Origin of the sequence: Streptococcus sp. CF8_St5-11 (genome assembly GCF_024295625.1) — a bacterium.
Lineage (GTDB): Bacteria > Bacillota > Bacilli > Lactobacillales > Streptococcaceae > Streptococcus.
Genome location: NZ_JANCOJ010000002.1, coordinates 471,994 through 485,478, shown reverse-complemented (window position 1 = coordinate 485,478; position 13,485 = coordinate 471,994). Strand labels below are relative to the sequence as shown.

Below are 13,485 nucleotides of genomic sequence, written 5' to 3'. Positions count from 1 at the left end.
TTTTCTTATTTCCCATCTAAAATCACACCCATTTGAGACAAAGGTTCACCAAGTTTGGTCACAGCTTCTGCCAATTCCTTGGTATCTTCCTTGGATAAGTCTGTGTAAGACTTATAGTTTGAATCATCTGTCATGTGTTTGTCCAATAGAGCATTGACATTTTTGAATTCTGCTTCCAAGGTTTTAACCAATTTAGAATCTTTTTTCTCAATCAAAGGTTTAAAGAGAGAGAAGATCTTTTCAGCCCCTTCAATATTGGCGCGGAAGTCGTAAAGATCTGTATGAGAGAAGACTTCTTCTTCACCTGTAATCTTTTGCGTTGCCACTTCATTGAGCAAATCAACAGCTCCGGTCAACATGATATCCGGTGTTACTTCTACTGTAGCAATTTTAGCTTTCAACTCCTTAATATCGTTCACCAGTTGGTCAGCGTATTTGTCTGTTCCATCTGTAGTATTGTTTTCCCAAAGGATACGCTCAATCCGGTGGAAACCTGACCAGCCATCTTCTGATTTATTTTCATCCACATAATCCACCAAACGGTAGTCGATCTTGACATCTGATTCCCCGAAGGTTTCAGCAATCGGTTCGGAACGTTCATAGGCCATACGGATCAAGGGGTATTGCTTTTTAGCTTCTTCTAAATTACCGTCTTTTAGGGTAGCTCGGAATCCTTCTGTATCCTTGAGCAATTGGTCAATTTGCATTTCAACAAAGTCTTTGTATTCAGCTGTCGCATTGTCCAAGGTCTTCTGGTCATCCTTCGACAACTGCACCGTTGAGCTGGTTTGCGTCTTTTGATTCGACTGTTTGCTAGTAGAATTTGCACACCCTGCTAAAAGAGCAACACTCAATAAGAGTAGACTATATTTTTTCATGAAAGACTTCTCCTCATTTGTTCTTGCCCTTATTCTACCAGATATTTTCTCATTTTTCAATAATTGTCTGAAAATTTAATAATAGAAAAGCTTTTCTGAGAATCTGTCTTTTACAAAAGAATATCCTTGACCCGTCCGATTTCAGATTCTTTAACCACCACAAAGATGCTATCTCCAAGATACAAGCGGGTTGCACCATTGACCGTATAACTCTTCCCGCTTCGCATTTGCGTGGTGATCAAGATATCTTGAGGGAGGTGCAGTTCATGAACTTGTTTTCCTGCAATCTTTTCTGATACAGGGATCTCAATTAAAGTCAACTCTCCTTCTTCTTGCGCCTTATCCGGCAACAATTGCTCGAGCATGGCTTCATAGACTGGCGCTCCATGGAAGAGATCCATGATCATATATGCTAGCAAGGTCACCATGCCTACGGGCATTAAACTGCGAATATCACCGACCATCTCTGTCACTAAGATCATAGCCGTTAATGGCGCTTTTGAAATAGCCCCAAAATACCCACTCATGCCTAAAATAATGAAGAGAGGCAGCTGATTTTGAGAGATAAAGCCAATGTTTTGGAGGAAGGTTCCAACGATGGCTCCTAAAAGAGATCCTAATGCTAGTATGGGCAGGAAGATTCCTCCAGGCAGGCCACTACCATAGCTCAACATACTCCAGATGAAACGGATCACAAAATAGAGAAGGATGGTCAGCACTGGATACGGTACTCGAGCTAAATCCAAGACCAATTGGTTCCCACCACCAAGAATTTGAGGAAGAAAATAGCCGATTGGAAGAATCAAGATAAAGGAAAATAAGGAAGAATAATGAGAAGGAACATGGAAAATCTTCTCTAGCAAACGATAGAGTCGGCCGATATTGAGAACCACTATTTCGTAGACATAACCCGCTGCCCCTAAAAAGACTCCAAGAAAAAGATAAATCCAGTACTGAGACAGATGGAGAGGTGGAATATTTTGTGGCATATGAAGCACTGGTGTTTGACCAAAGACATTGAGTGAAATAAAATTAGCAGTCAAACTAGCAGCCAAGGTTGAAATCCAAAAGAAACGTGAAAAATGATGGTAGACCTCTTCAACCACAAATAAGAGCCCCGCTATAGGTGCATTAAAGGCAGCGGCAAGACCAGCGGCAGCCCCACTTGCAATCAAAGACCGCTCCTCAACCGGACTGACCTTCAAATGATGGGCCACTCCTTTTCCACCCATTGCCCCTAATTGAATACTAGGACCTTCACGACCAAGCATTAAACCACTTCCGATGGCCAAGACTCCTAGAATATACTTCTTCCACAGGGTATCCCACCAGCTTACCGCCAATAGGCCCTTAAGCTCTGCTTCGACTTGCGGAATTCCTGATCCTTTGATATCCCGATTGGTGCGAATAAGTCGGCCAGCAATCAGTACGATCACCCCATACCCCAACAGCATCGCCAGCAAATAAAGTGGTTGACCAGACATCTCCTTGTAAACGCCTTGAACAAAATGAAAAATATGTTCGATCAAAAAACGAAAACTTGAGACGATGCAGCCCACAACGATCCCAACCAGAACACCTCTGACAATATGGGCCACAATTGAACTAGAGGCAAAATGAAATTCCTTTTTTAAGGCTTCTTCTTTAGCAGACATTCCCTAACTCCTTCAAACTCTTATCCTATTCATTATACCTTATTTCACTGCCTCTGAATACATGGAAAATCAGAAAAAAACAAAACTAGCACCGCTAGCTTTGTTTTTCAATTATTCATTATTCAGCAGTTAAAGCTGCCATTGTAATGTAGTTGTATGGTTTGTTGAAGTGTGGCAAGAAGAATAAGTCAGTCAAGGCCAATTTATCAATCGTAACGTGTTCTTGAATCGCAAGTGAGAACATGTGGATAGCCATTGAGATGGCACTATCACGTGATACCATTTGAGCTCCAAGGATTTGACGAGTGTCTTTATCATAGACGATCTTGATACCAACTTCATAGTTATCGTGTTTGATAAATTCAGGTTTTTGAAGGTCGTTGAAGCCAGTTTCAGTGGCATTGAAGCCTGCAGCTTTCGCTTTTTCAAGAGTCAAACCAGTTGAAACCATGTGAAGGCCGTAGATAGAAATACCGTTAGAACCTTGAACACCGATTCCCTCTAATTCATGACCAGTCGCATTGTAGGCACCAACAATACCTGAACGAACCGCATTAGATGCAAGAGCGATGTAGCTCATTTCGTTACGAGCGTTATCGAAAATCGTCGCACAGTCACCAACTGCGTATACACCTGGAAGTGACGTTTCTTGTTTCTTATCAACAAGGAAGGCACCGTTGCGGAAGAGTTCGATCTTACCATCAGCAAGAGCTGTATTAGGACGGAAACCAACAGCCAAGATAACCATATCTACATCGAAGGTTTCTTTATCGGTTACAAGGCGTTCTACCTTACCATCTCCTTCAACCGCTTGAACAGTTTGTCCAAGTGCCAAACGGATGTTGTGGTCTTCCAAGTTTTTCGCCATGATGTCAGTGAAGTCTTTGTCGTAGTAACCATTCAAAACAGTGTCCACGATATCCACCAAGACAACATCTTTACCAAGACGTTCGAAAGCTTCAGCAAGTTCAACACCGATGTAACCACCACCAACGACGGCGATACGATTCAAGTGTTTGCTGTTGTCTTTCAATTTTTCGATCACTTCTTCAGCGTTTTGGTACAATTTAACGAATTGAAGATTTTCAAGAGTTGCTTTGAATTCGCGGTTACCAGGTACGATTTCAACTCCTTTAATTGGAGGAATGATTGGTGTTGATCCAGTCGCAAAGATCAATTTTTCGTATGATTCTTTATGTTCTTTTCCATCAACTTCCGCTGTAACCACTTTGTTGTCATAGTCAATTGAAAGAACAGGTGAATTCATGTAGACTTTTGCACCTTTTGCTTCCAATTTTTCTTTGTCAGAGTAGAAAAGACCTTCAGGACCATCGATTTGTTCACCGATCCAAAGCGCCATCCCACATCCAAGGAATGAAATGTTTGAGTTTTGGTCAAAAACTACAATTTCATTTTCATTTCCGAAATTATCTAACATAGTGTTGATACAAGCTGTTCCGGCATGGTTAGCCCCTACAACAACGATTTTACTCATAGAATAAATCCTACCTTTAATTTAATTTACTTCTTGAGTATATCATAAAAATGATATCGGTTACAATTATTTTGCTCAGAATTTGTGATCTTTTTTTCAATTTTCCAGAAAATCCCACTTCACATGTTTCAAAAAATGTCAAACAATATGCTTGAAATGATTGTGAAAACGATATCTTTTTGATATACTGTAAGTAAGTGAAAATAGGAAAGGATAGATTTTTAGTGGACCTAAGTAGTCGATCCGAACGTTTGATGGGAACGACCATCACTGTTTCGATCTGTCACCCACAAGCGAATGAACTCTTAGCCCGCTGCTTTGAACTTCTTCGCTCCTACGAACATCGCTTCAGTGCCAATGATGCAAGTTCTGAACTCATGGAGGTCAATTACCAAGCTGGTATTGCTCCTGTCCAAGTTCATCCAGATCTTTTTGAACTGATTGCATTAGGAACCTTGCATAGTCAAGCTCAAAACAGCCATTTAAACATCGCCATTGGTCCTCTTGTACAGACCTGGCGAATTGGATTTTCAGATGCTAGACGTCCCCAGCAAGGGGAAATTAATCAAGCTCTGACCATGATCGATCCTCACCGAATTCAGCTCGACCCAGAAAACCATACGGTCTTTCTGACACGTCCTGGAATGAAGATCGATTTAGGTGCCTTGGCTAAGGGCTATAGTGCAGACTGCATTGCGACCTTTTTAAAGAGCCAGGGAGTAACAGATGCCTTGATCGATCTTGGAGGAAATATCCTCACTGTCGGTCAACATCCCGTCAAACAGCAACCTTGGCGGATTGGCATTCAAAATCCAGTCGAAAAAAGAGGTCAGCACCTACTGGTCCTCTCTGTCAAGGATAAATCTATTGTCACCTCTGGCATCTACGAGCGTCATTTAGAAGTTGACGGCCAGTCGTTTCACCACATCTTTGATAGCGCGACGGGCTATCCGGTCGAGACAGACTTAGCCAGTATCACCATCATATCTGATCGATCCGTAGACGGGGAGATATGGACTACCCGCTTGTTCGGGGAATCTCCTGCTTCTATCCTCAACACTGTTGAATCACTTCCTGGTATAGATACCTTATTGGTTTCTCAATCAGGCAAGATCGCCTATACAAGTGGGCTTCAATCTTATTTATAATTCTCCTATCAGAAAGGAATTTTCCATGATAAAACTTATTGCGATTGTGGGGACTAACTCCAAACGTTCTACAAACCGTCAACTGCTTCAATACATGCAAAAACATTTTGCTGATAAGGCTGAGATCGAATTGGTCGAAATTAAAGATATCCCTGTCTTTAACAAACCAGCCGACAAACAAGTTCCTGAAGCTGTCTTAGATATTGTTGCAAAAATTGAAGAAGCTGATGGGGTCATTATTGGAACTCCAGAATACGACCACTCTATTCCAGCAGTCTTGATGAGTGCACTCGCTTGGCTCTCATACGGAGTCTTCCCATTGTTGAACAAACCGGTCATGATTACTGGGGCATCATACGGTACGTTGGGATCTTCACGCGCCCAACTCCAACTTCGCCAAATCTTAAATGCTCCTGAAATTAAAGCGAATGTCTTGCCAGATGAATTCTTGCTCTCTCATTCATTGCAAGCCTTTGATCAAAATGGAGACTTGGTGGATTTAGATGTCATTCAAAAATTAGATGCGGTCTTCAATGATTTCCGTGTGTTTGTAAAAATCACAGACAAATTGCGCAACGCCCAAGAATTACTTCGCAAAGATGCTGAAGAATTTGACTGGGAAAACTTGTAAGATAGGAGACAGAAAAGAATGAAATTTGTTGGACTTGTAGGATCGAACTACGATCAATCATATAACCGTAAACTTTTGGAATTCATTCGCCGCCAATTTAAGATCAAATTTGAATTGGAAGTTCTTGAAATCGACGAAGTTCCAATGTTTAACCAAGATGAAAAATGGGACGAAAGTTTCCAATTACGTCTCTTATATAACAAAATCACTCGTGCAGATGGTGTTATCATTGCCACTCCAGAGCACAACCATACGATCTCTGCTGCTCTCAAGTCTGTTCTTGAATGGCTCTCTTTCGAGGTGCATCCATTTGAAAACAAACCGGTTATGATCGTCGGTGCTTCTTACTATGATCAAGGGACTTCACGTGCGCAAGTTCACCTCCGTAAGATCCTCGATGCCCCAGGTGTCAATGCTTATACCCTTCCAGGAAATGAATTCCTTCTTGGAAAAGCAAAAGAAGCTTTTGACGAAGACGGCAATATCATTAACGAGGGAACCGTCAAATTCCTTGAAACCTGCTTGGATAATTTTATGAAATACGTTGAGGTTGTATCTAAATTGAAAAAACCAAAACCAATTGAACCAGAAGACTTGGATTGTAATCATCCAATCGCTACAACTGTTACTGAAGTCGATCCTGACGATCCAGATTGGGTAGAAAAAGTAGCTGAAATCACTGGTGCCGTTTCCGGCGATACCTATGTCAAACTCGACCACGGTATCCTAACCGTTAACCAAATTGATATGTTCTTAAAGGCTATGCCATTTGAATTGACCTATGCCGATGATAACAACCAATTCCTCTACTACAACAATGCCCATCAAGATCCTGATACCATGTTTGCCAAACGCGTGCCACCTCAATCAGGAAGCCGGATGTCAACCGTTCATGGTTCCCTACCACCAGCACGTATGAAAAACGTGGAATGGGTGATTGGTACCCTTCGTAACGGTAACCAAGACTATGTTCGGACCATTGTTCCAGGATCTCCTGAGGGTGTGATCAACACTCACAACTACCAAGCTATGTACTATGAAGATGGTTCATACGCTGGTATCAATGAGATTGTCTTCAACTTCAAACCATGGTTGGACTGGTACCTACAAACAACAGGACAACGTCTAGTTGGCGGAAGCGGTCCATTTGCTCCTGCTGGTGGACACGGTAGTGCAGATGCAACTTCTGGTGCTTCAGATGCTGGAGGACATGGTGACGGAGGGCACGGAGATGCCGATGCCACTTCTGGTGCAAGCAACTAATAAAAAAATGAAGCTTCGTGCTTCATTTTTTTATTGTAAGTCTTTGATGATCTTCTTAGCATCTTCGTTTGAAATTGCCCCTAATTGGACATGTCCAATTTTCCCATGACTGTCTATAAAGACTTCTGTAGGAATAGAGCGAACCTGATAATCTGCAAATGCAGAACCGTCTGGATTGTACAAGACCGGTACGGACTTGTAATCTTGTTGATCAAACCATTTGACGAATTCTTCTTCTGTTTTTTCACCTTGGAGTCCTGGTGCCATAATGGTCAGAATTTCAAAGTCTCTATCCGTATCCTTGACCAATTTCTCTAGTTCAGGCATACTTTGCCGGCAAGGGCCACACCAGGTTGCCCAAAATTTCAAATAAACCTTCTTCCCTTTGTAGTCTGAAAGTTTAACCGTATTCCCCTTCATATCCTTTAGTTCAAAGTCACTAGCGTCTTTTCCTACCAAAGCATTCTTATTCGTTGTTGTATTCATTGTTGGCTGATTGTCCATACTACTCTCACTGGATTGATTCATGGAACAAGCTGACAGCAAAGCTAAAGAGAGAACTGAGAAACAAGCGTATTTAATACCTTTCATCATGTGTTATACCTCCGGATTATTTTATGAAAAGATAGATGACAAACTGTTCAATTGTCCCAAGAGTAAGAGAATTCCCATTAGAATAATGATGGCTCCGCCGATTTTCTTCAGCAATAACAAATGGGGTTTGAGACGATTAAAGTAAGGTAAGACCAGACTAGATGCTAAGGCCAAAAGTAAAAACGGAAGAGCCATTCCCAATGTATAAACAAGGAGATAAATAGCTCCCATAAGAGCATCTTGCCCATCTGATGCTGCTAAAGCAAGAACTGATCCTAATACCGGACCAATACAAGGCGTCCAACCAAAACTAAAACCAAGACCAAGGAGAAAAGCTGAAAACAATTCATTCTTCTGTTTGTTGGCTCCAAAATCCATTGTTTTTTGCTTTTCAAGGAAATGAAAATGAAAGACTTCCATTTGATGAAGACCAAGGATAATGATGAGGGCTCCCATCAGATAACGGAACCAATTGGTGTACATGATCTTTCCAAGCAAGCCCGCTCCAAAACCAATGAGGAGGAAAATAACAGAAATACCTGCAATAAAACAAAGGGTTTTCAGCAAGCCATGCCAGCGAATTTTTTTCCCGAACAATCGGATAGCCTTTTCCTGATCACTTCCTAGCAAGATTCCAATATAAACCGGTAGCAAAGGAAAGACACAGGGAGAAAAGAAAGACAGAATACCCGCAAGAAAAACTGTCAATGAAAAAATGATTGGATTCATAGTTCACTCCGTATATCGATATGCTACATTCAGTATAACATTGACTGACCTAAAATAAAAATTTCTGCTACGTTTTTTTACTAAAGTTTGGATTTAGATCCTAGTTTCAAAAGAAAAACCCTAAAGCACAAAACTTTAGAGTCTAAGTTGTGGTGAAAAACTAAAAGAATACATAAGGCACATTCAAGTATACATTGAAACTTGCCGCCGTGAGAAAAGTGCCTGAAACACAATTGTTTCAGGCACTCGGGAGTTTTGGAACCTCAGGTCCAAAACTAAGTCATGGAACTTCTATGAAGTTCGCTGACGTCCTTACTCACCTAAGGAAAGTTTCTAAGAGGATATTATCTTCAATCTATTTCTAAAGCACAAAACTTTAGAGTTTCTAATATAACTTATTCTTCTGCTGTTTGTTTATTTGGTAATACGAGCGATAAAAGAATCCCGATGACTACTGGCACTAACCACGGAAGAGATTGAGCCGCAAATGGAAGCAAAGCAATCCCCTTTTCTACTAGTGAAATTTTAAAGGTACTTGCCAGAACACTTGCAAGAGAGACCAAGCTGGCCAAGAAAATAGTCAATTGCATCCCTGGTTTTGAAAGAGCCACAAATTTATTCACTATCACAATCAATACAATGGTAATGGTGATTGGGTAAAGAATCATCAAGACTGGTAATGAAAAGGCAATAATGGCATTCAAGCCAAGGTTGGCAATCGCAAAACCGATCAAAGTGAAGACAGTTGCATAGACCTTGTAAGAAACCTTAGGGAAGGTGCTATGGAAGAATTCACTGGTAGAGACGATTAAACCAGCGGTTGTGGTAAAGCAAGTTACCGTCACCATTCCTGCTAGGAAAATCTGAGCAGTCGGACCAAAGATCGCTTTGGTTGCTTCTGATAATACATACACCCCTTTATTGGTATCAGATGCCATAACAGAAGCCGGAATTGGAAAATGATTCCCCAGAAATCCTAAACCGATATATAGCACACTAAAACCAAGGGCTACGACAATTCCAACCAACCAAATGGTCTTGATATATTCTTTCTTACTTGAAAATCCAAGTTGATTCAAGGTCGTCACTGCGATCACACTAAAGGCAACAGATGCCAAGGCATCCAAGGTATTGTAGCCCTCTAAAAATCCTTGCCCAAAGGCAGAAGCCTGATAGGCTTTTGTGGCCACCATTGGAACATGTCCACTGTATTTCAGAGCCCCAAGAACGACCAAGATCAAAATAAGAATCGCAAAGATCGGGGTCAAAATACGACCGATTCGATCTAGAATCTTAGATGGATTCAAAGCAATCAGAAAGGCAAGCAAAAAGTAGACCAGGGTAAAAATGAAAAGTGCTAAACTGGCATTCATTCCACCTAATAAGGGGGCTGTCCCCACTTCGAAAGATACCGTCGCCGTTCTTGGAATGGCAAAGAAAGGACCAATCGAAAGATACAGCGCAACTAAGTATACAATTGCGAAAACAGGTGAAATCTTACGAGAAATCTCATCAATATAACCTTTGGGATTGAGTGTCCCGATAATCAAGGTCACAATGGCAATTCCCACTCCTGAAAGGACAAACCCAGCAATAGCTGGCCAAAATTGATTACCCGATAAAGCACCAAGAGTCGGCGGGAAAATCAGGTTTCCAGCACCAAAAAAAATACCAAACAGTAATAAACCTGTCAGGGAACCTTTTCGTAACATACGATCTCCTTAAAAAACGATAATCTTAACTTTATCAAATTCATTTGAAGAATGCAACTTATTTGTATGAACAATCCGCTATTTTTATCAGTCATTATGGTACAATGGATATAAGATTTTACGAGGGGCAAAACATGTATCTATATCTATTCTGGTTATTTCCAGCTCTTATTTTTTTATTGTTCTTTATGAGTGATCGCAGAAGGCTTTTCAATGCTTATCTCTTTTCGATAAACCTGGGGCTTCTTCTACTGATTTCTGCATTTCTACTAGTCGTTCGAACTGAGCTATGGTTTAATCAACAAATTGCAATGATTGTCTTTGTAGTGATTTCCATCCTCGTTTTTCTCAGCATTATTTTCTCATCTATCTTTCTCCTTTTTAACGGCCGTCAAATGATGGCTTTTGAAGGAAAAAGACTGGCCAACCTCCTCTCTCTGCTTTATGGACTGTTTATTATCGGAGCTTTGGCACTACATTTTCTACCCTATTTCCCAGGGAATGACATCCTCATCTATCTGACTGACTTTGCCCTGTTTTACATGACCTTTCTCTACCTCTCTTATGTATCCTATGGGACCTTTTGCAATCTCTTTCCGGTTCGCAAAGAACCAGACGCCATCATCATCCTTGGCTCAGGTTTGATCGGAGACAAGGTTCCCCCACTCTTGGCCCAGCGTCTTGAGAAGGGAAAGGCCATTTATGAGCAGTTCAACGGACGACCAAAGCTGATTGTTTCTGGTGGTCAAGGGTCAGATGAGCTGATCGCTGAGGCGGAAGCTATGGCCGGATACTTGATAGAACACGGGGTTCCAGAAGACGCCATTCTCATCGAGAATCGCTCTCGTACTACTTTTGAAAACCTGACCTTTAGCAAGTGTATCTTTGAAGAAGAGGGTCTTGGCAAGAGAGTCCTTGTGGTAACTAATTCTTTTCACGCGCTCCGTGCAGGTGTCTTTATGAGACGATTGAAAATACCTGGTCGAAGTATCGGTTCAAGAACAGCTTTTTACTATCTCCCATCCGCTTGGATTCGAGAAACCGTTGGCTTGGTTTCACTCTATTGGAAATGGCATGTTACCTTCCTAGCTCTTCTGTTTCTACCTTGGTTCTTTACACAAATCATGAAACTGATTGAGTTCTTCATTAAATATCTAAACTAAAAGAGAGTGGGACAGAAATCGGTAATTCGTTAGAATTCGATTTCGTCGTCCCACCTCCGCACAGTTGAGTAGGGCTGTAAAAGCTGATGAAATCAGCCTAGTAGAGCCCACTCAACCACTGCGTCTTGCTCGACAATCCAAAAATAATTGAGAGGCTAGGACTTTTGTCCCAGCCTCTTTCTTGTCTAGTGGTCACTAAAGCGTCTATATTTAATGCGGAAATCGAAATAATTTTCTTCCTGCAGTTTACGGAAAATATCACGATAAGCCTCTTCGTCAAAGTGATCACCCCGATAGAGAATTTCAAAGCTAAGTCCTTCGTATTCTAAAAAGGCATTGGCAGTTTTAAATCCATTTCGCTTATAGAAATCCATCCGAGACTGACGTTGCTCTAGATTGTCACATTCTTCATCTAAACGTTCCACTTCAAGAATCATGGTTCTTTGGTAAAATTCTACCAATTTTTCAATGATTTCTTGACCATAACCGTGGCTACGTAGGTGGGGCATAATGGCAAAGAAGCTAACATAAAAAGCTTTCTGATTGTAGATAGAGAAAGCAAATCCGACAAATTCTTCTTCGTTATAAAAAGCAAAGAAATTGGCATCGTCATTATCCGTATAGCGTAAGTATTCTGATAAAGGAATCCGTTCCTCTTCAGGGAAAGCCTCGATATTTAACCTCTCGACCTTATCTAGATCAGGGAACGATTCAGTGATTAATTGGCTGGTTAAGCGCATAAAGCCTCCATTTCTGCACTGATTATACCAAAAAATGTAAGGGCCTTCAACTATCGACGCTTGTCGCTGGTTCCTGAAGTTGGTATAATGACACTATGAAAAGAATTCAACGTGTGGATCTCATAGATGGTCCTATTTTACCCGCTCTTTTGAGTTTCGCCTTTCCTATTCTTTTATCCAATATCTTTCAACAACTCTACAATACCTCGGATGTTATGATTGTGGGGCGTTTTTTAGGTCAAAAATCATTGGCTGCCGTTGGAGCAACCTCTGCTATTTTTGATTTGATTGTTGGATTTGCTGTCGGTGTTGGCAATGGGATGGGGATTATTATCGCGAGAAATTATGGGGCTAAAAACGAAGACCAATTACGAAAATCAGTCGCCGCAACTGCTATTATTGGTTGCATCCTCAGTCTCTTCGTGATCTTCATTGGCGCTGTCGGACTTTATCCACTGCTCCAATTTTTAGGGACCCCATCAGCAATTGTGTCTCAGTCTTATCTCTATATCTCCACTATTGTTAATGGTGTGGCTGTGACCTTTGCCTATAATCTTTGTGCCGGACTTCTTAGAGCGGTTGGCGATAGTCTAGCGGCACTCTACTTCCTGATTATCGCTGCCATTCTCAATATTCTTCTCGATCTTTATTTTATTACCCAACTTCATCTTGGAGTTCAATCTGCTGGGATTGCAACCATTATTGCTCAGGGTATTTCGGCCCTTCTTTGTCTTCTCTATATTCGTAAGAAGGTCCCTTTTCTGCTCCCGCATCGCAAGGATTTTGTTTGGGACAAGGAGCTTTATCAGGATCTGCTAAGTCAGGGCCTTGCCATGGGCCTCATGACTTCCATCGTTTCGATCGGAACGGTTATCCTCCAATCCGCTATTAATCAGCTTGGAACAACCATTATCAGTGCACAGGTCGCAGCCCGTCGCATCATGTCCTTTGCCGTTTTACCGATTACAGCTATCGCCTCAAGTATCACAACCTTTATCTCGCAGAATTTTGGCGCAGAGCAATTCCAGCGGATCAAAAAAGGCATTACCATTGCCAACCTTCTTTCTTGGGTTTGGTCTGTCTTGGTTGCTGCTCTTCTATTCTTCACAAGTCCGTCTATAACCAGCTTTATTTCCGGCTCGACAAATCCTGATCTCATTGCAAATGCCAGTCTTTATCTCCAGATCAGCTCTTGCTTTTATCCTATTTTGGCGAGTCTCATCATCCTGAGAAATGCCCTACAGGGAATGGGTAAAAAATTAACCCCACTCACATCCAGTTTTATTGAATTGTTTGGAAAAATTTTCTTCGTTCTGTGGATTATTCCTCACACCGGCTACATGGGGGTCATTCTCTGCGAACCCCTTATCTGGATTCCCATGACCCTACAGCTCATCATAATCTATCGAAAAATCAGGTACCAACTCCTTACTGAATAATGATTGATTAATAAGACCAAAACAACTTCTGCTCATTT

General features: G+C 41.4%; 12 protein-coding genes. 5 read left to right on the top strand and 7 right to left on the bottom strand.

Translation table 11 applies throughout. The features are described from left to right. Window positions 1–5: 5 nt before the first annotated feature. The 3 genes from efeO to nox all read right to left on the bottom strand — a co-directional run bounded on the left by efeO (window position 6) and on the right by nox (window position 4,028). Entirely contained in the window at window positions 6–878 is an 873-nt protein-coding gene (efeO, locus tag NMM13_RS06160; RefSeq protein ID WP_118228191.1) for an iron uptake system protein EfeO, read from the bottom strand. 110 nt (window positions 879–988) lie between these two features. Beyond that, the gene (locus tag NMM13_RS06155; RefSeq protein WP_254728099.1) at window positions 989–2,533 is read right to left on the bottom strand and encodes a ClC family H(+)/Cl(-) exchange transporter; all 1,545 of its coding nucleotides are present in this window, start codon (window positions 2,531–2,533) and stop codon (window positions 989–991) included. 118 nt (window positions 2,534–2,651) lie between these two features. Next, window positions 2,652–4,028 carry a H2O-forming NADH oxidase gene (gene nox / locus NMM13_RS06150; RefSeq protein ID WP_003001563.1) on the bottom strand — a complete coding sequence of 459 codons (1,377 nt, stop codon included), beginning with the start codon at window positions 4,026–4,028 and terminating at the stop codon, window positions 2,652–2,654. 224 nt (window positions 4,029–4,252) lie between these two features. Between nox and NMM13_RS06145 the strand changes: the two genes are divergently transcribed. The 3 genes from NMM13_RS06145 to NMM13_RS06135 are packed head-to-tail and all read left to right on the top strand — an operon-like array spanning window position 4,253 to window position 7,070. Further along, window positions 4,253–5,176 carry an FAD:protein FMN transferase gene (locus tag NMM13_RS06145; protein WP_338151654.1) on the top strand — a complete coding sequence of 308 codons (924 nt, stop codon included), beginning with the start codon at window positions 4,253–4,255 and terminating at the stop codon, window positions 5,174–5,176. A gap of 25 nt (window positions 5,177–5,201) precedes the next feature. Next, complete coding sequence (locus NMM13_RS06140; protein WP_023918073.1) at window positions 5,202–5,807, top strand: NADPH-dependent FMN reductase; 606 nt, start codon at window positions 5,202–5,204, stop codon at window positions 5,805–5,807. 18 nt (window positions 5,808–5,825) lie between these two features. Beyond that, the gene (locus NMM13_RS06135) at window positions 5,826–7,070 is read left to right on the top strand and encodes an NAD(P)H-dependent oxidoreductase (protein WP_023918071.1); all 1,245 of its coding nucleotides are present in this window, start codon (window positions 5,826–5,828) and stop codon (window positions 7,068–7,070) included. A 30-nt stretch (window positions 7,071–7,100) separates the two neighbouring features. Here NMM13_RS06135 and NMM13_RS06130 read toward each other — a convergent pair whose 3' ends face one another. From NMM13_RS06130 to brnQ, 3 genes are all read right to left on the bottom strand, one after another. Continuing rightward, entirely contained in the window at window positions 7,101–7,664 is a 564-nt protein-coding gene (locus NMM13_RS06130; RefSeq protein WP_080976928.1) for a TlpA disulfide reductase family protein, read from the bottom strand. Window positions 7,665–7,685: 21 nt separating this feature from the next. After that, window positions 7,686–8,393 (bottom strand): thiol-disulfide oxidoreductase-associated membrane protein CcdA2, encoded by a 708-nt coding sequence (gene ccdA2, locus NMM13_RS06125; protein ID WP_049473243.1) that lies wholly within the window; start codon window positions 8,391–8,393, stop codon window positions 7,686–7,688. 395 nt (window positions 8,394–8,788) lie between these two features. Continuing rightward, on the bottom strand, window positions 8,789–10,105 hold the full coding sequence (brnQ, locus tag NMM13_RS06120; RefSeq protein ID WP_201037595.1) for a branched-chain amino acid transport system II carrier protein: 1,317 nt from the start codon (window positions 10,103–10,105) through the stop codon (window positions 8,789–8,791). A gap of 134 nt (window positions 10,106–10,239) precedes the next feature. On the opposite strand from brnQ, the gene NMM13_RS06115 reads away from it, so the two are divergent. Next, entirely contained in the window at window positions 10,240–11,268 is a 1,029-nt protein-coding gene (locus NMM13_RS06115) for a YdcF family protein (RefSeq protein WP_155199574.1), read from the top strand. Between the two features lie 185 nt (window positions 11,269–11,453). Here the strand turns inward: NMM13_RS06115 and NMM13_RS06110 are convergent, their stop codons facing one another. Next, on the bottom strand, window positions 11,454–12,008 hold the full coding sequence (locus tag NMM13_RS06110) for a GNAT family N-acetyltransferase (RefSeq protein ID WP_155199573.1): 555 nt from the start codon (window positions 12,006–12,008) through the stop codon (window positions 11,454–11,456). Window positions 12,009–12,103: 95 nt separating this feature from the next. On the opposite strand from NMM13_RS06110, the gene NMM13_RS06105 reads away from it, so the two are divergent. Further along, window positions 12,104–13,447 carry an MATE family efflux transporter gene (locus NMM13_RS06105; protein WP_254728097.1) on the top strand — a complete coding sequence of 448 codons (1,344 nt, stop codon included), beginning with the start codon at window positions 12,104–12,106 and terminating at the stop codon, window positions 13,445–13,447. Window positions 13,448–13,485: the final 38 nt, after the last annotated feature.

Bases quoted from the DNA above. Each gene is read 5' to 3' on its own strand.
- NMM13_RS06110 (WP_155199573.1), bottom strand. From the start codon at position 12,008: ATGCGCTTAACCAGCCAATTAATCACTGAATCGTTCCCTGATCTAGAT.
- ccdA2 (WP_049473243.1), bottom strand. From the start codon at position 8,393: ATGAATCCAATCATTTTTTCATTGACAGTTTTTCTTGCGGGTATTCTG.
- NMM13_RS06135 (WP_023918071.1), top strand. From the start codon at position 5,826: ATGAAATTTGTTGGACTTGTAGGATCGAACTACGATCAATCATATAAC.
- nox (WP_003001563.1), bottom strand. From the start codon at position 4,028: ATGAGTAAAATCGTTGTTGTAGGGGCTAACCATGCCGGAACAGCTTGT.
- NMM13_RS06130 (WP_080976928.1), bottom strand. From the start codon at position 7,664: ATGATGAAAGGTATTAAATACGCTTGTTTCTCAGTTCTCTCTTTAGCT.
- NMM13_RS06155 (WP_254728099.1), bottom strand. From the start codon at position 2,533: ATGTCTGCTAAAGAAGAAGCCTTAAAAAAGGAATTTCATTTTGCCTCT.
- efeO (WP_118228191.1), bottom strand. From the start codon at position 878: ATGAAAAAATATAGTCTACTCTTATTGAGTGTTGCTCTTTTAGCAGGG.
- NMM13_RS06105 (WP_254728097.1), top strand. From the start codon at position 12,104: ATGAAAAGAATTCAACGTGTGGATCTCATAGATGGTCCTATTTTACCC.
- brnQ (WP_201037595.1), bottom strand. From the start codon at position 10,105: ATGTTACGAAAAGGTTCCCTGACAGGTTTATTACTGTTTGGTATTTTT.
- NMM13_RS06115 (WP_155199574.1), top strand. From the start codon at position 10,240: ATGTATCTATATCTATTCTGGTTATTTCCAGCTCTTATTTTTTTATTG.
- NMM13_RS06140 (WP_023918073.1), top strand. From the start codon at position 5,202: ATGATAAAACTTATTGCGATTGTGGGGACTAACTCCAAACGTTCTACA.